Source organism: Moraxella cuniculi DSM 21768 (genome assembly GCF_900156515.1).
GTDB lineage: Bacteria > Pseudomonadota > Gammaproteobacteria > Pseudomonadales > Moraxellaceae > Moraxella > Moraxella cuniculi.
The window spans coordinates 64,095-78,978 of the sequence record NZ_FTNU01000010.1 but is presented as its reverse complement, the minus strand read 5'-3'; the positions used below and the strand labels follow the sequence as shown (position 1 = coordinate 78,978).

General features: G+C 45.9%; 16 protein-coding genes and 1 tRNA gene. 7 read left to right on the top strand and 10 right to left on the bottom strand.

Translation table 11 applies throughout. The features are described from left to right. Positions 1-152: 152 nt before the first annotated feature. The 3 genes from BW928_RS07010 to BW928_RS07000 all read left to right on the top strand — a co-directional run bounded on the left by BW928_RS07010 (position 153) and on the right by BW928_RS07000 (position 1,909). Positions 153-920: an alpha-ketoglutarate-dependent dioxygenase AlkB family protein gene (locus BW928_RS07010; protein ID WP_076555525.1), complete on the top strand. Its 768-nt coding sequence runs from the start codon at positions 153-155 to the stop codon at positions 918-920. Positions 921-1,001: 81 nt separating this feature from the next. Then, on the top strand, positions 1,002-1,415 hold the full coding sequence (locus tag BW928_RS07005; RefSeq protein WP_076555532.1) for a hypothetical protein: 414 nt from the start codon (positions 1,002-1,004) through the stop codon (positions 1,413-1,415). Positions 1,416-1,696: 281 nt separating this feature from the next. After that, complete coding sequence (locus tag BW928_RS07000; RefSeq protein WP_076555524.1) at positions 1,697-1,909, top strand: cold-shock protein; 213 nt, start codon at positions 1,697-1,699, stop codon at positions 1,907-1,909. A 122-nt stretch (positions 1,910-2,031) separates the two neighbouring features. Here BW928_RS07000 and ruvC read toward each other — a convergent pair whose 3' ends face one another. Beyond that, entirely contained in the window at positions 2,032-2,619 is a 588-nt protein-coding gene (ruvC, locus tag BW928_RS06995) for a crossover junction endodeoxyribonuclease RuvC (protein ID WP_076555523.1), read from the bottom strand. 132 nt (positions 2,620-2,751) lie between these two features. On the opposite strand from ruvC, the gene BW928_RS06990 reads away from it, so the two are divergent. Next, positions 2,752-3,327: an FxsA family protein gene (locus tag BW928_RS06990; RefSeq protein ID WP_076555522.1), complete on the top strand. Its 576-nt coding sequence runs from the start codon at positions 2,752-2,754 to the stop codon at positions 3,325-3,327. Between the two features lie 565 nt (positions 3,328-3,892). Here the strand turns inward: BW928_RS06990 and BW928_RS06980 are convergent. From BW928_RS06980 to murD, 3 genes are all read right to left on the bottom strand, one after another. Continuing rightward, on the bottom strand, positions 3,893-5,287 hold the full coding sequence (locus BW928_RS06980) for an MATE family efflux transporter (RefSeq protein ID WP_076555520.1): 1,395 nt from the start codon (positions 5,285-5,287) through the stop codon (positions 3,893-3,895). Positions 5,288-5,292: 5 nt separating this feature from the next. Then, the gene (locus BW928_RS06975; RefSeq protein ID WP_143821477.1) at positions 5,293-6,519 is read right to left on the bottom strand and encodes an FtsW/RodA/SpoVE family cell cycle protein; all 1,227 of its coding nucleotides are present in this window, start codon (positions 6,517-6,519) and stop codon (positions 5,293-5,295) included. Between the two features lie 134 nt (positions 6,520-6,653). Continuing rightward, entirely contained in the window at positions 6,654-8,066 is a 1,413-nt protein-coding gene (murD, locus tag BW928_RS06970; protein ID WP_076555519.1) for a UDP-N-acetylmuramoyl-L-alanine--D-glutamate ligase, read from the bottom strand. A 246-nt stretch (positions 8,067-8,312) separates the two neighbouring features. Here murD and BW928_RS06965 point away from each other — a divergent pair, with 246 nt between their 5' ends. After that, a complete protein-coding gene (locus tag BW928_RS06965) occupies positions 8,313-8,651 on the top strand; it encodes a P-II family nitrogen regulator (protein ID WP_076555518.1) in 339 nt (112 codons plus the stop codon). Between the two features lie 79 nt (positions 8,652-8,730). On the opposite strand, the gene BW928_RS06960 is transcribed toward BW928_RS06965, so the two are convergent. From BW928_RS06960 to BW928_RS06950, 3 genes are all read right to left on the bottom strand, one after another. Beyond that, positions 8,731-9,096 (bottom strand): DUF2147 domain-containing protein, encoded by a 366-nt coding sequence (locus tag BW928_RS06960; protein WP_076555517.1) that lies wholly within the window; start codon positions 9,094-9,096, stop codon positions 8,731-8,733. A gap of 260 nt (positions 9,097-9,356) precedes the next feature. Then, on the bottom strand, positions 9,357-9,608 hold the full coding sequence (locus tag BW928_RS06955) for a hypothetical protein (protein ID WP_076555516.1): 252 nt from the start codon (positions 9,606-9,608) through the stop codon (positions 9,357-9,359). A gap of 83 nt (positions 9,609-9,691) precedes the next feature. Continuing rightward, positions 9,692-10,660 carry a DNA/RNA non-specific endonuclease gene (locus BW928_RS06950; protein WP_227516568.1) on the bottom strand — a complete coding sequence of 323 codons (969 nt, stop codon included), beginning with the start codon at positions 10,658-10,660 and terminating at the stop codon, positions 9,692-9,694. Positions 10,661-10,768: 108 nt separating this feature from the next. Between BW928_RS06950 and mutY the strand changes: the two genes are divergently transcribed. Next, a complete protein-coding gene (gene mutY, locus BW928_RS06945) occupies positions 10,769-11,935 on the top strand; it encodes an A/G-specific adenine glycosylase (protein ID WP_076555514.1) in 1,167 nt (388 codons plus the stop codon). An 87-nt stretch (positions 11,936-12,022) separates the two neighbouring features. Here mutY and BW928_RS06940 read toward each other — a convergent pair whose 3' ends face one another. Then, positions 12,023-12,880, bottom strand: coding sequence for a polyprenyl synthetase family protein (locus BW928_RS06940; protein WP_227516570.1), 858 nt, complete (start codon positions 12,878-12,880; stop codon positions 12,023-12,025). Positions 12,881-13,138: 258 nt separating this feature from the next. Here BW928_RS06940 and BW928_RS06930 point away from each other — a divergent pair. Next, a tRNA-Phe gene (locus BW928_RS06930) sits at positions 13,139-13,214 on the top strand. A gap of 37 nt (positions 13,215-13,251) precedes the next feature. Here the strand turns inward: BW928_RS06930 and BW928_RS06925 are convergent. Continuing rightward, a complete protein-coding gene (locus BW928_RS06925; RefSeq protein WP_076555511.1) occupies positions 13,252-13,971 on the bottom strand; it encodes a sulfate/molybdate ABC transporter ATP-binding protein in 720 nt (239 codons plus the stop codon). 25 nt (positions 13,972-13,996) lie between these two features. Next, complete coding sequence (gene cysW / locus BW928_RS06920) at positions 13,997-14,842, bottom strand: sulfate ABC transporter permease subunit CysW (RefSeq protein ID WP_076555510.1); 846 nt, start codon at positions 14,840-14,842, stop codon at positions 13,997-13,999. Positions 14,843-14,884 lie beyond the last annotated feature (42 nt).

Below are 14,884 nucleotides of genomic sequence, written 5' to 3'. Positions count from 1 at the left end.
GCCATCACAGACAGCTTGAAATCAAGTGTGTATTTTGCCATAGAAAGCACCCCAAGAGTTAGTAGTGGAATGTCTAACTTTTGGGGTGCGGTTCAATTTTTTGGGCGGTTATTTATTGGCTGATAAGTGGCAAGATTATATAAGGACAAGCAATGCAAACGCCTGATTTATTGACCGAAGCAGGTGAGCTGTTGCCCAGTTTGGTTGTTGGGGGTAAATTTATCAACACTGATTTTGATGCCTATTATCATGGTGATGGGCTGGGTGTGGTGATTGTGCTGCCACAAGGGAAGCTGTACTATGCACCGCAGTATTTTGATCAGGTTGTCAGTGATGATTATTTGTATCATCTGCTGGCGTGTGAGGGCGTTGATTATCGGCATGATTGGCATAGCCAAGCCAATATTGACAAAATGCCATTTACCAATATTCGTTGGCAACAAGATACCATTAGCCTGTATGGCAAAACACACCTTGTGCCAAGAATCTCGGCATGGTATGGTGATGCCCAAGCGTATTATAGCTATTCTGGCATTGACCTAAAGCCGCACGCATGGACAAAAAAGCTGCTACAACTCAATCAAGCACTTGGCAAATTGTGCTTGCGAGAGTTTAATAGCGTATTGCTCAACTGGTATCGCTCAGGCAAGGATTATATGAGCTGGCATGCTGATGATGAATGGCAACTGGGCAAAAATCCACTGATTGCCTCGGTAAGCCTTGGGGCGAGCAGGCGATTTTTGTTGCGTCAAAACAGCAATCATGCAAACAAACTTGAGCTGGTTCTGACGCATGGCAGTGTGCTGGTGATGACAGGGCAGTTGCAGCATTATTGGCAGCACAGTATCCCAAAACAGGCAAACTGCACGATGAGCCGCGTCAATCTGACCTTTAGAAATGTTCTTTATACCAAGCCCTAATGTGTACAATCACCAATCAACCTGCTACAATGAAGCTTTGGAAAATTAATACGAATCTTTTTGTAATTATGATGATTGGCAATGATGGATTTTACTTTAGAAAATATTTTTGTTATTTTAAGTTTTGTTATTTCTTGGTTGGTGATGCTTGAGTCTTTTTTGCTCGAAAAAAATGGCGGCAAATTACCGCTTGATAATCAGCCTTTTATGATTGCCAGCCTAATAAGTTCTGCTTGGTCGGTTGCCAGTTTGCTGGCTTGGTGGTTGCTTTCGTTCACAGGGCTTGGTTTGGTGGTTGTGATTGTTTATCCGCTGTATTCGCTATTGGGATTTATTTATTCGACAGTGCTGATTCGTGATGCCAAGGTATTGCGACCAGAGGATTTGGTATTGCCTGTGAAATATTTGCATTTTTGTAGATCGTTTGGCTTGGTGTATATGTTGCTATGTCTGTGTGCCTTGGCAGAGCGTATGGGTATGCTACAATTGTGGTAAAATATTTGTTCAATTAAAAATAAAAAAATCACTTTTTTAGACAAATATTTGCTATAATGCCAACCATGGTATTTGTGTGCCGAGCAGTAGGCTGATTATCAGCGGTTGCAACCACAAAAATTCGTTGGTATCAAGCATTCTTTACTAAACCAGTAATTTTCTTTGAATGGTTCATAAAGATGGGGAAACCTGCCTGTTATCCCGATTGTTGTTGTATGTTTTTACATAAATAGCATAGTGGCGTTTTACGCTTTTTATTCATTCAAATAAGGAAAATGACTATGTCAGAGAAAGTTTTTGGTACGGTAAAATGGTTCAATGAATCAAAGGGCTTTGGCTTTATTGCCCAAGACAATGGTGGTCAAGATGTGTTTGCACACTACAGTGCCATCACAGGTTCAGGATTTAAAACCCTAAACGAAGGTCAAAAAGTATCGTTTATCTTAACAGAAGGTCAAAAAGGCCCGCAAGCTGAGCAAATTGAAAAGCTATAACCGACAACTTGCCAGAATGATAAACACACCCCACGGTATTTCACTTGGGGTGTTTTTTGTTAAAGTGGTTGTTTGCTGCAAGTGGGTCTTGTATGAGATTTGATTTGTGTTGGCATTTTGGGCTAATGTTGTCTTAGTTGTAGCAAATCTTGCTCGCTTAGTCGCCAGCGTCCCTTTTTCTTACTGCCTTTGTTGCTGGTGGCACTGATGCCAAGCAGTTTATTGACCGAATGCGATGAGTGAGCATGGCAGATGGCACAAGCCAACCCATCGGCAGCATCGACTTGTGGAATGACCTGCAGGGACAGAATGCGACAAACCATCGCGGAGACCTGATCTTTGTCCGCTGCACCATAGCCACAGACTGCTTGCTTGATTTGTCTGGCGGTGTATTCGCTCACAGGCAACTCTAGTGCTGTCAGGGCAGCGATGGCGGCCCCTCGTGCCTGACCGAGTTTTAGGGCAGAATCTGGGTTTGATGCCATAAACACCTGTTCAATGGCAGCTTGCATGGGCTGATTGCTGTATTTTTGATAATGCTTCACAATGCGTGAAACGCCTGCAAAAATTTGGGCAATGCGTTCGGTGATGTCGCTGCTGTTTGTGCGGATTGTACCTGCATCTAGGAAGGTTAATTTGTCATTTTCGCTGCTGACAATGCCATAGCCTGTCAGTCGTGAGCCGGGGTCAATGCCGATGATAAGGGTCATAACTGCCTATTGTGCGTTAGGGTGAATGTTTTTTGGACAAAATGACGATTATTGGCTTGAAAATTTGCCAATCGCCCTGATTTTCTGTTAGTATAGCGTATTTTATCTATTTATTAAATAAGGAGAAAGGGCATGGGTGCAGTGGTCGGCATTGCCTTGGTTTGGTTTGTGATTGAGATGTTGCTTTGGTATCTTGCTGCACAGTTTTTTAGCGGTTGGTATGTGTTTTTTTGGTTCATTGCCGCTGCCGTGTTGGGCGTGATGATGATTAAAAAAGCCGCAGGCACGCTAAACCCCATGGCACAGCAAATGAAAGCCATGCAAAATGGCGTAATCCCCAATCCTGCCAACCAACCTGCCGAATCCACTGTGGCAAAATCAGTCGCCACAGGCTTGGCAGGCGTGCTGTTGTTGTTGCCGGGGCTGTTAAGTGATGTGATTGCTGTGGTGCTGTTATTGCCAGTTGTGCAACGCAAATTAACCAATGCTGCCAAAAATTACGCCCTAAAAAATCAGGACAAAATGATGCAAATGATGGCAAAACAAATGGGCGGACAGAGCCCATTTGGGGCGATGGGTGGTATGAATAGCCCATTTGGCAAGGGCATGGGTGGCAATCCATTCGCCAAAGGTGGCTTTGGGACAACAGTTGATGGCGAGGCAAAAACGGTTAAAGACATCAAACGCATCAGTGCCAATGATGAGTAGCGTGCATTTGATGGTTTTGCTAAGTTTGGCAGTATTAAAAGATTAATACTGCCAAATTTTTTATGCAGCTTGGTCTGAGATGATGGATAAAGTTTATTTTTTATCTTAATTAAAATAATTATTAAATTTATATAGCCATATTGGCAGAATCTTTGCCTGATAAAGACAATCGGGATAAGTGGCAGATTTGGCAGCTGCTTGCACGGATTTTTGTCAAAATTGCTATGCTTTTTATCAGTAATCGCAACTATTTTCAAGCCTTGTCCAAAAATCACAATCGCATCAAGGGCATGGTATTTTATGCAATTTAAATTTTGGCAAAATCCAGTTTGTTTTGGCTGGGTGCGTCATTTAATCAAAGTGCTTGGCAAATGGCGTGGATTTGGATTGCACCGCACCGCTCTTTGTACTGTGGTTATTTTTAATAAATGCTGATTTATTTATTGAAATTTATCTGCCATATACCGCTTGCAATAAAAACAATAATTTAAATTTCCTTAAAATTATCATACAAGATTGCAACAAAAATAAATTTGCAAGCGATTGTGCTGATGGCGTGGTGCTGCTAGATGGTGCGTGTGCGTGCTTGCGTGATGACTTTTTGACTGTGGATTGACAGATACCACAATAGACAAATGGCAGCGATGGAAAGCGAGCCAACCAGTGCCGTCCAAAAGCCATAAATCCCCATGTTTGCACGAAATGCTAACAAATACCCCGGCAGCAATCCACAACCCCAAAAGGCGATGATATGGATAATCATCGGCACGGTGGTAACTTTGTAGCCACGCAGAGCATAGCTTGCAACGCATTGTATGGCATCAACAAGCTGAAATGCCGCTGCATACAGCACAAGGCTGGCTGCCAGTGCGATGACGGCAATATCGTCAGTGTAGATACCAACCAGTGCATAGCGACAGCTAATGAGCAGCAGTGCCGTACCCACTGCGGTAACGACAGAAGAGCTGATGGCAACGCCAGAGATATAGCGAGCCCGTGCAAATTGCTCACGACCCAGCACAAAGCCAACACGAACCGTTGCAGCACTGCCAAAACTTTGTGGTAGCATAAAAATCAAGCTGGTCAGGCTGATAACAACCTGCTGGGCGGCGACATAGTCCTCAGAATTGCCATCAAGTTTGGCAACCAAAAACATGATACAAGTAAATAAACTGACCTCAATAAAAAACGATAAGCCAATCGGCAGTCCTAAGCGTATCATTGCGTATAGTTGCTTGATGTCAGGCGGACTGAATTTGTCCATCAACCCAAAACTGGCAAAATGGCGATCTTTGATGATCAATAACCACAGCGCCAAGGCATTTATCCAAAAAACAATGGCGGTCGCCAATCCACAACCAGCTCCACCCAAGGCGGGCAGCCCAAATTTGCCGTAGACAAATATCCAGTTAAGTGGAATATTAAGAAAAAAGCACAGCCAGCTGACCCACATGATAATCTTGGGGCGATTGAGGCTTGCAGCATAGGCGTTCAGCGAGCGGTGAATGGCAGCAGCTGGCATACCCAGACCGACAAACCATAGGTAATTTTCGGTAATGGAAAAGGTAGCGGGGCTGATATTTAGCCATGCACGAAATGGCTCAATCGCAAGCCACATCAGCATCATGCCTATCACTCCGATGATAAGACCCAGCCAGAGTCCTTGGCGACCCATTTCGCCAACTTCGTGCGTGCCTTTTGCCCCATAAAGCTGGGCAATCATGGGGTTGAGCGAGGTCATGACACCCATTAGCGTGATATAAATGGTAACAAAAACGCTGCTACCCAACGCAACTGCTGCCAAATCCGCTTTGCCAGCACCACCTGCCATCACAGTGTCAATAAAACTTGTACCAACCTGAGCTACTTGAGCCAAAAGCATTGGCATGGCTAGATAAATCAATGCTTTTAGTTCTTTTTTGTAGGTGGTAAACCGATAGCGATTAATGTCTAATAGCATGGCGTTTAATATTTGTCATTTTGTCGCTTGGCGTCAATGATGGGGCTTTGGTTTTCAACTTTTAATACAAATCCTATCATCATAAGCAGCACCACCAGTGATGACCCTCCGTAGCTAAAAAACGGCATGGTCAAGCCTTTGGTTGGTAGAAGCCCCATCGTCATGCCAGCATTGATAACAACCTGCCCAAAGATAATGATTGCAAAGCCAAATACCGTATAGCTAAGACGCAGCTGACGGCGTTTGAGTGCTTGTAGGCTGATTGCCATGATGCTAAGAACGATGACTGCCTCAAGCAGTAAAACAAAAACCACCCCAATAAAGCCCAGCTCCTCCCCAGTAACAGCAAGCAAAAAGTCAGTATGTGCCTCAGGCAGCTGTGCGAGTTTTTGAATGCTGTCGCCGTAACCTGTCCCTGTCAAGCGTCCACGCCCATAGGCGATTAAGCTGCGTACCAGCTGGTAGTTTCGCCCTTGAACATCATCAAAAGGATTGCCAACAAGCGACAAAATTCGTTCACGGCGGTAGGGCTCAGCGATGGCAGCAATCCCCATTGTTGATAAAAGTACTATTGCTGGGGCTAGGTACTGTTTGCCTTGGGCACCGCCGACATAGACCATCACAAGCAAGGTTGCCGCCATCACCACTACTGAGCCAAAGTCTGGTTGAATTATTAGGAAAAACACAACTGGCAGATACCATATCAGCAGTCGTGCACCTGTATAAATATTGCTGCGTATCTCAGCAGAGCGACGAACCACATAATCAGCGGTAACAAATACCATCACCGCCTTGGCAAGTTCGGCAGTCTGGAGATTGAACGGACCAAGTGATAACCAGCGTGTTGAGCCATTAATCTCTTCACCGATAAGTTTTGTCAAAATCAACAGTATGAGAACCGTAGCCCACATGGTGAGGATAAAGTGAAAATGTTGCTTATAATAATATTTTATCGGTATTTTATAGATGGTGATTGCAGCCATGACCCCAATCGCAACATACCCCAGCTGTAGCCAAAAAAAACGCAACGGCTCGGCATAGCCCTTTGCACTGGCAAAAGGTATAGATGCAGAGGCAATCATCAGCAAGCTGGTGCAAATCAATAAAATTAAACTTGCAATGAGTGTGGTTCTTGGGTTAAATCTATCCGTTAGCCCAAAGATTTTATCAACCACTTTATCCAATAGCTTATTGGTTGATTTGCCAAAAAAATTTTGTGAAGGGTGGTCCATAGCTGCGTGTTGTCAAATTGTCAGGTGGCGGTTAAACTGCCTATTATAACGATTTTTGCCAATAAAGTGGCGGTTTTTGAGCGATTTTTGGTTGTTTTGTGCATTATGTATGGTTTTTGGGCGTTTGGCGAGCCTCAAACCACGCCATCTGTTGTTTCGCTCTTTAAAGTGGCGACCAATTGAATAAATACTTCGCCCCTGTGGCTGTAATTATTAAATTGGTCCATACTGGCACACGCAGGCGATAGCAGTACGGCTTGAGCATTGCTGCTGCTGGCTTGTGCCACTGCCTTATCCAATGTATCCACATGGTGCAATCTGTTTGCCAAGCCATCATCGACTGCCAACAAATCCTGCTTGATAAGTAGAGCATCTTTGCCAATCAGGTAGACCTGACAGACCCAGCGGTTAATAAATTCTGCCAACTCGCCGAAATTTTGTCCTTTGCCCAACCCGCCCAAAATCAGTGCCAGAGATTGCTCGCCATAAACCGCCCCCAGTCCATCAATGGCAGCCAGTGTTGAGCCGATGTTTGTGCCTTTGGAATCGTTAAAATATGCCTTGCCAGCGACATTGTCCACATATTCACAGCGATGTGGTAGCCCCTTAAAATTACGCAAGGCTTGTAGCATAGCAGGCATCGGCAGACCTGCCGCCGTGCCTAATGCCAAGGCTGATAGGGTGTTTAGCAAGTTATGCTTGCCTTTGATTTTTAGCTCATCGGTGGCGATGAGTCGTGTGTTGTGATGGTACAATGCCAAGCCCTGACCATCATCATATAAATAAAAGTCGGCAGTATTTGCCACAAATGAGCTATCGGTGCTGATGATGGTGGCATTGGTGCTAAGCGTAGGGATGGCTTGTTGGCATTGCTGTGCAAGATTGGCATCATCGTGGCAAATGACGGCGGTTTGGCAGTTTTCAAAGATGCGTAATTTTTGTGCCAAATAATCATCCATGCCATCATGGCGATCTAAATGGTCGGCAGAAAGGTTTAAAATGGTGGCTGCTCGTGCTGACAGTTGGCTAATATGCTCCAGCTGAAAACTGGACAACTCAAGCACCACCAGTGCCAAATTGTCAATATCCAGCAGCTTGAGTGCAGGCGTGCCGATATTGCCACCAACACCAACGCTAATGCCTGCGGTTTTTGCCATTTCGCCAACCAAAGTTGTTACGGTGCTTTTGGCATTTGAGCCTGTGATGGCGATGATGGGGATATCGTGTCCGTGCTGGCGGTGGTTTTTTAGGGCATCAATAAACAGCTGCACATCACTGATGACACTGATGCCAAAAGCCTTAGCGGCAGCAACAGCTTCGATGCGTGGATCTATGCCGGGGCTAATGACGATGTAGTCAGCAGATAAGAGCAATTCCTTATCAATCGCCCCAAAGTGGCAGCTGACATCAGGCGGTAGCTGATTTGCCAATGCTGGCGATGGGTTGGTGTCGGTAACGGCGACACGATGACCATTTTTGCTCAAAAAATGCACTGCAGACAAACCAGAGCCACCCAAACCAACGACAACATATTTTTTGCTAGGCATAACATTTCCACTCGGCAACCATTTGATGTAGTATTTTAGCAGGTATTGTGGGCAGATGGTAGCGTTTGCTGGCATTGTTTGTTGTTTGTGGGCATACAGCTGTGCTGTTGTCATTGATTTTGTGCTAAAATACAATCAGCCAACAAGTGATGCACGATTGTCAGGATTGATGGTTATTGTGTAATTTTGGCTGAAATTTTTAATTATTTTTTATATAATATGCCCAGCTAATCGCCAAGGATTTTTATGAAACTTATCTGTGCAATTATCAAACCATTTAAGCTCGATGATGTGCGTGAAGCACTTGCCGAAGTCGGTGCAACAGGCATTACAATCACCGAAGTGAAGGGGTTTGGTCGCCAAAACGGACATACCGAGATGTACCGAGGGGCTGAATATGTGGTGGATTTTTTGCCAAAAATCAAAGTTGAGGTGGCCTGTAGCGACCAGATGAGCGATGCGGTGATTGAGGCGATTATTGAGGCTGCTAATACAGGCAAAATTGGCGATGGTAAGATTTTTGTTACTCCGCTTGAGCAGGTGATTCGCATTCGCACAGGCGAGCTTGATGAGAGTGCGTTATAATTGCTGATTTTTTGGCTTGACTGATTTGCCAAAAAAATACACTGCACATTGGCAGTGTATTTTGGGTGAGAAGGTGGGCTTATTGTTTTACGCCTGTTTGCGTGCCTGCGATGCTCTTGATGGTAATGCTGTTGCCATTAACTGTGATATTTACAGTACCCTTAATCGGTAGAGTAGGGTGAGCACCTTTGCCTTTGTACTTACCGCCACCTTCGTGTTTGATGGCAGACAGAACGGTCTTGCCTTCAGACTTTTTGGCTTTTTCGGTGATGCCTTTGGTCATCACGCCTTGATAGCTATCGCCAACTTTGGTGATGGTGATGATGGCTTTTTCTTCGCCTTTTTCGCTCATTTTCCATTTGCCAACGATGGCATCATTAGCAAAGGCAGATACTGATAGTAGTACGCCAGCACCCAATGCGAATAATTTGCTGCTAAGTTTCATAATAAACTCCTTTTTGTCTACCCAAGCTAGGCTGGGTTAGGATTGGCTGAAGTTAAGTTAAAATTTAACGATTTGATAGCATTATAACCAAGTTTTTGATAATTTGTAAACACTTGTTTTATATTTTTTGTTCGCTTTTTACATAAAAATGTGGCTATGTGCGACTATTTGTAACAAAAGGTTATTGTGCGGTTTGGGGCTTGATACAGGTCATTGATGCAGATAAAGTCATCTGGTTTGACTGGGCACTGCCACCAAAACTAGGCAAAAGGGTTATCAATTGTTTCGCTATTTGGGGTGTGGTGTTCCTCGACTGCTGACTCGGCTGGCGATGTGGTCAAGGCATCAACCAATCGCTCGGCAAATGCTTTTAGGGCATGAGCCTGCTGTAATCCATCTGCACTGCGGTGAATAAACAGCTCACCATGCAGATAAATGCGGTCAAATCCGTTCTCGATACTCAAACCGTCAAGACTAAGCACTTCATGGTCATTGGCAAAGGGGCTAATCATCTCATCTCCATAATCTATTAGCTGGGGTTGTTGGTGTGTATTTGGCTGATTTGTCGGTTATTGATAAATTATTTGGCAAATTGTTAAGCACGATTTAACAATTCCACCAGATAACGCCAAGCAGCATGAGCAAGTTGCAACCAGCTGTTGGCGTTGGCTTCAAGCACTTGCTCGGCTTGTTTTTCGGTCATTGGGGCTGGCAGTCCATAGGCGGTATTTTGTATGTGCATGGGCAGCGTGGGCATGGCATTGATGCCTGTCATGCTGGCAAGTTCTGACAGGCTGATGATTTGGTATTTGCCAGTGGCATCATTGGGTGAAAAATACACACCAGCGGCGGATAGGCTTGGGATATAAACCGCCTTAAAAAAATGACTCGGTACCAGCACACGACCACCGATTCGCTCACTGGTTTTGCCCAAAAATGCCACGCCTGTAACCACATAAATCTCACCGTATTGTATTGCCAGTGTGCGAGTGGCGATCTCAATATGCCGCCAGACATTGCGGTTGTGTTCGCCATTTTGTGGGGCGATATTGGCAAGGCTAAAACTTGCGTATTGCGATTCGTTGTCTGCCATATCGCCATTGGGAGCGACATGCCCACGATCCAGCCCTGAGCGGCGATAATCCACCAGCTCGGCTCGCTCGGTGGCGGGCAAGCGTAATTCTGGGTGAAAATTATCCACGCGTGATAGTTGGCGTGCTTGCTGTATGCGTTGTTTGCTTAGGCGTGATGCCGACCACAGAGGTGTGCGAGCAACGCCTGAATGCAGCGTGGCAAAGCCTGAAAAACACAAAGGCTGTGCCAGTGTGCTTAATTTTTTGCCCGCTGTGCCAACCAGTGTGGGTGCGGTTTGTTGATAAAATTCATCGCGGCAGGTGTCAAATTGCCCATCGAATGAAATACTGACAGCAGGTTGGGTGGATTCTTGGGCTTGATATAGTACATCACGGTTTTGGTTGATTGTTTGGGTGATGGTCTGTGTGATGGTGGTGGTTAGGTTGCTGGCAGTATTGGCAAGGCTTGGCTGACTGATACAGGCAGTCAAACAAACCCAAACAAGTCGCTTAAAAATTCTCATGTTGGCAATTTGGCATTGTAATTAACGGCGTGCATTTTTATAATGGGCAGATTTTGATTTTAGCAGTTTTTTGAGATGACAACAACTATTTATCATGCAAATGATGCGATACCTGAGCATTTTGCCACGCGACTTTTGACTTGGTTTGAGCAATATGGTCGCCATGATTTGCCGTGGCAATTTCACCACAAGCAGACGGCCGATATTTATGCGGTGTGGCTGTCTGAGATTATGCTACAACAAACACAGGTGGCGACAGTGCTTGGCTATTTTGAGCGGTTTTTGGAGCAGTTTCCTACGGTGCAGGCATTGGCGACGGCACAGTGGCAGCAGATTGCCCCTTTGTGGGCAGGGCTTGGTTATTATGCCAGAGTGCGTAATTTGCATGCAGGGGCTAAGCAGGTTGCTCAATTTATTAAAGAACATGGCGATTTTCCGCAGTCGGTTGAACAGTGGCAAGAGGTTAAGGGCGTTGGCCGTTCCACCGCTGGAGCGATTGTGGCGATGGGCGTGCGTGGGTTTGGGGTGATTTGTGATGGCAATGTCAAGCGTGTTTTGACACGGCATCGCAAGATTGCAGGCGATATTAACAAATCTGCCACCGACAAAAAACTTTGGCAGTTGGCAGAGGCATTGACACCAAAGCAGGACAGTGGCAAATATGCCCAAGCGATGATGGATTTGGGGGCGACAATTTGTACACGCACCAAGCCAAAATGCCAACTTTGTCCCATCGGTGCAGACTGTCTTGCTTATGCCACTGACAGCCAGCTGGATTATCCTGTCAAAACAAAACCCAAGCCCAAACCGCATCGGCACAGTATCGTGCTACGGCTGAGCTTTCAATCGCAGGTGCTGTGGCTGCATCGCCAAAATGGTGGCGGAATTTGGGACGGATTATGGTGCTTGCCACTTTTGCATTTGTCTTATCAGGCAGATGAGCCATTGTCGGATAATTTTGCCAATTATGCCATGCAGGCGTGGCATGAGCAAAGCGGTCTTGATGGCGGTATGCTTGGTGAGATTGTGGATATGCCAGATTGTCCGCCAAGTCGGATAATCCGCCATACCTTGACGCATTTTCATTGGCATTTGTATCGGTTGGATGTTCAGATTGATGCAGAAAAATTTTGCCAAATAAATCAGATGCTTGATGCGATGGGATTGCAGTATCAATGGCTGGTTGGTGATAAGTTGGCAAAGCCTGCCGCAATGGTCAAATTGCTGCACCAAGCCAGCTAAGGTGGCAAAATGTCGCTAAGTGTTGCCAAACACCGCTTATCAACCGCATTGTGCTGCATAGGGGCTGGCGGCGGTGATAAGCACTTGCTAAAAATGCCGCTGCTGCAACCAGTTGCTTAGCTGTATGAGTAAATTATCAGCACCCAGCTCTGCAACCGCTTGGCGAGCTTGACAAAATAGCTCATTGGCATAGCGACTTGCTCCATCAATGCCCAGCAGCTTGACATAGGTTGATTTTTGTAATTTTTCATCACTGCCTGATGGTTTGCCCAGCGTCTGGGTGTCAGCGATGACATCTAGCACATCATCTTGCACCTGAAACGCAAGCCCAATGGCATGAGCATATTTGCCAAGTTGTAGGCGTGTTTGTTTGTCAGCATTGGCACAGACCGCCCCCATCAGCACTGCCGCCTCAATTAACGCCCCTGTTTTGTCTTGATGAATGGCTTGCAGCTGTTCTTGGCTTAGCGACTGATTTTCGCCCATCAGGTCCAATTGCTGACCTGCAACCATACGCCTTGCACCGCTTGCCACAATACCAGCCAGTGTGCCAGCTTGCCCAGCGTCAAACCCTGCAAGCCAATCAGGGTTTAGTAGTGCCTCAAAGGCAATCGATTGCAGCACATCACCAGCAAGCAAAGCCGTCGCCTCACCATGCACAATGTGGCAGGTGGGCTTGCCTCGCCGCAGATCATCATCGTCCATACATGGCAGGTCATCATGTACCAGCGAGTAGCCATGTATGCTTTCGATGGCAATCATCGCACGGCGTACCATGGCTAGGTCGGTAGGATGATTAAGACTAAGATAAGTCGCCAAAACCAGCAGGGGGCGAACTCGCTTACCACTGCCCAAAATGGCATAACGAGTTGCCAAATCAAGCGGAGTGGGCAGGCGAATGCTATCAAAAAGTTTGCCAAAATCGTCCAAAATCTGCTGCTGCACCGACTGCTGCAAGCCAACAATGTCCAGTGCTGTCAATTTTTCTGCTGTAATCACACGCAACCCTTTTTGTAAATCATAAACCGAGCCATATCATACATCAAAATGCCAAATTGGGGTGGGATTTTTGCCAAAATTTTGCTTTTTGTATGCCAAAAGTACACAAGTCTCTGCCAAAGCTGCATTGGTATTTATTTGAAAAAACGCTTGACTTGTCAGATACCAGTGGGTATAATGCTCACCACTTGCCAGTTTGGCTTTGGCGTGATAGCTCAGTTGGTAGAGCAACGGATTGAAAATCCGTGTGTCGGCAGTTCGATCCTGCCTCTCGCCACCATATTATAACCCCCAGTTGCTGCTGGGGTTTTTCTTGCTTATAAACCCAAAAAATCCACCACAAAATCACTGTTTGGCTTGGCAAATAGTTCATTTGGCGTGCCGACTTGCTCAATTTTGCCATGATTCATGACAACAATGGTGTCGCTGATGGCTTGAGCTTCTTCTTGGTCGTGCGTTACCATGATGCTGGTGATGCCGATTTCACGCTGAATTTGTTTAAGCGAACCACGCAGCTCTTTGCGAACTTTGGCATCTAACGCACCAAATGGCTCATCAAGCAGCAGTAATTTTGGATTGGTCGCCAATGCCCGTGCCAGAGCGATACGCTGACGCTGACCGCCTGATAGCTCGTGCGGATAGCGGTTTTTGGTGTGGCTAAGCTGCACAAGTTCCAAAAGCTCATCAACGCGTTGGTTGATTTGGCTGGTTGTGGGGCGTGTTGCTTTTGGCAAGAGCGTCAAACCAAAGGCGATATTTTCGCCCACTGTCTGATGACGAAACAAAGCATACTGCTGAAATACAAAGCCGATGCCGCGTTTTTGGACAGGGGTGTCGGTTACATCGGTTTCGTCAAAAAAAATCCGCCCACGATCGGCAATCTCAAGCCCTGCAATGATACGCAGGAGCGTTGTTTTGCCGCAGCCTGATGGGCCAAGCAGTGTGGTCAGCTCGCCCGTTGCTACATCAATGCTGATATTATCCAAAGCGACAAAGTCATGGAATTTTTTGTGAATATTTGTAATGCGAATGCTCATGTGTTGCCTTTATTATTAAGTGTCATTAATGCGATTGTTTTTTGCTCATCAGTGCTTGGGCTGCCAAAGTAATCAATGCCAGCAGTGCCAACAGGCTAGATAGGGCAAACGCCAAGGTGAAAGCATATTCATTATAAGCAATCTCAATCATCAGTGGCATGGTGTTGGTCTGACCGCGAATATGTCCAGATACCACAGAGACCGCCCCAAACTCCCCCATTGCACGAGCATTGGTGAGAATGATGCCGTACAATAACGCCCATTTTATGTTGGGCAGCGTTACTTTCCAAAACATCTGCCAGCCATTGGCACCAAGTGTCAAAGCGGCTTCTTCTTCGCTGTCGCCCTGTGCTTGCATGAGCGGTATTAATTCACGGGCAATAAACGGAAAAGTAACAAACAAAGTCGCCAGCACAATGCCTGTGGTGGCAAAAATTATCCGAATGCCCATGCTCTCAAGCCAGCCACCCAGCAGAGTATTTGCCCCAAAGACCAGCACGAACATCAATCCTGCAACAACAGGCGATACCGCAAAGGGCAAATCCAGCAAGGTGGTGATGATAAATTTGCCACGAAATTTATGCCGTGTAATCAGATAAGCCAATGCCACGCCGATAAGCGTATTAATGGGCAAAATAATGGCGGTGGTCAATAGCGTCAGCCAAATCGCAGACAGGGCATCAGGCTCACTAAGTGCCGCCGTATAGGCTTGCCAGCCATCTTTTAGAGCTTCATAAAAAACTGACAACAAAGGCACAACCAGCATAATACCAATAAAAGATAATGCCGTAGCAATCAGCAACCATCGCACCCAACGCGTATCGCGAGTGGCGGGGTTTTGTTGATAGGTGGAAGAAGGTAGGCTTGCCATGTGTTTGCTCAAGTTAAATTTTGTTAAAAGTAAATATATTTT

Bases quoted from the DNA above. Each gene is read 5' to 3' on its own strand.
- BW928_RS07005 (WP_076555532.1), top strand. From the start codon at position 1,002: ATGATGGATTTTACTTTAGAAAATATTTTTGTTATTTTAAGTTTTGTT.
- BW928_RS06960 (WP_076555517.1), bottom strand. From the start codon at position 9,096: ATGAAACTTAGCAGCAAATTATTCGCATTGGGTGCTGGCGTACTACTA.
- cysW (WP_076555510.1), bottom strand. From the start codon at position 14,842: ATGGCAAGCCTACCTTCTTCCACCTATCAACAAAACCCCGCCACTCGC.
- BW928_RS06925 (WP_076555511.1), bottom strand. From the start codon at position 13,971: ATGAGCATTCGCATTACAAATATTCACAAAAAATTCCATGACTTTGTC.
- BW928_RS07010 (WP_076555525.1), top strand. From the start codon at position 153: ATGCAAACGCCTGATTTATTGACCGAAGCAGGTGAGCTGTTGCCCAGT.
- BW928_RS06955 (WP_076555516.1), bottom strand. From the start codon at position 9,608: ATGATTAGCCCCTTTGCCAATGACCATGAAGTGCTTAGTCTTGACGGT.
- mutY (WP_076555514.1), top strand. From the start codon at position 10,769: ATGACAACAACTATTTATCATGCAAATGATGCGATACCTGAGCATTTT.
- ruvC (WP_076555523.1), bottom strand. From the start codon at position 2,619: ATGACCCTTATCATCGGCATTGACCCCGGCTCACGACTGACAGGCTAT.
- BW928_RS06990 (WP_076555522.1), top strand. From the start codon at position 2,752: ATGGGTGCAGTGGTCGGCATTGCCTTGGTTTGGTTTGTGATTGAGATG.
- BW928_RS07000 (WP_076555524.1), top strand. From the start codon at position 1,697: ATGTCAGAGAAAGTTTTTGGTACGGTAAAATGGTTCAATGAATCAAAG.
- BW928_RS06980 (WP_076555520.1), bottom strand. From the start codon at position 5,287: ATGCTATTAGACATTAATCGCTATCGGTTTACCACCTACAAAAAAGAA.
- murD (WP_076555519.1), bottom strand. From the start codon at position 8,066: ATGCCTAGCAAAAAATATGTTGTCGTTGGTTTGGGTGGCTCTGGTTTG.
- BW928_RS06975 (WP_143821477.1), bottom strand. From the start codon at position 6,519: ATGGACCACCCTTCACAAAATTTTTTTGGCAAATCAACCAATAAGCTA.
- BW928_RS06965 (WP_076555518.1), top strand. From the start codon at position 8,313: ATGAAACTTATCTGTGCAATTATCAAACCATTTAAGCTCGATGATGTG.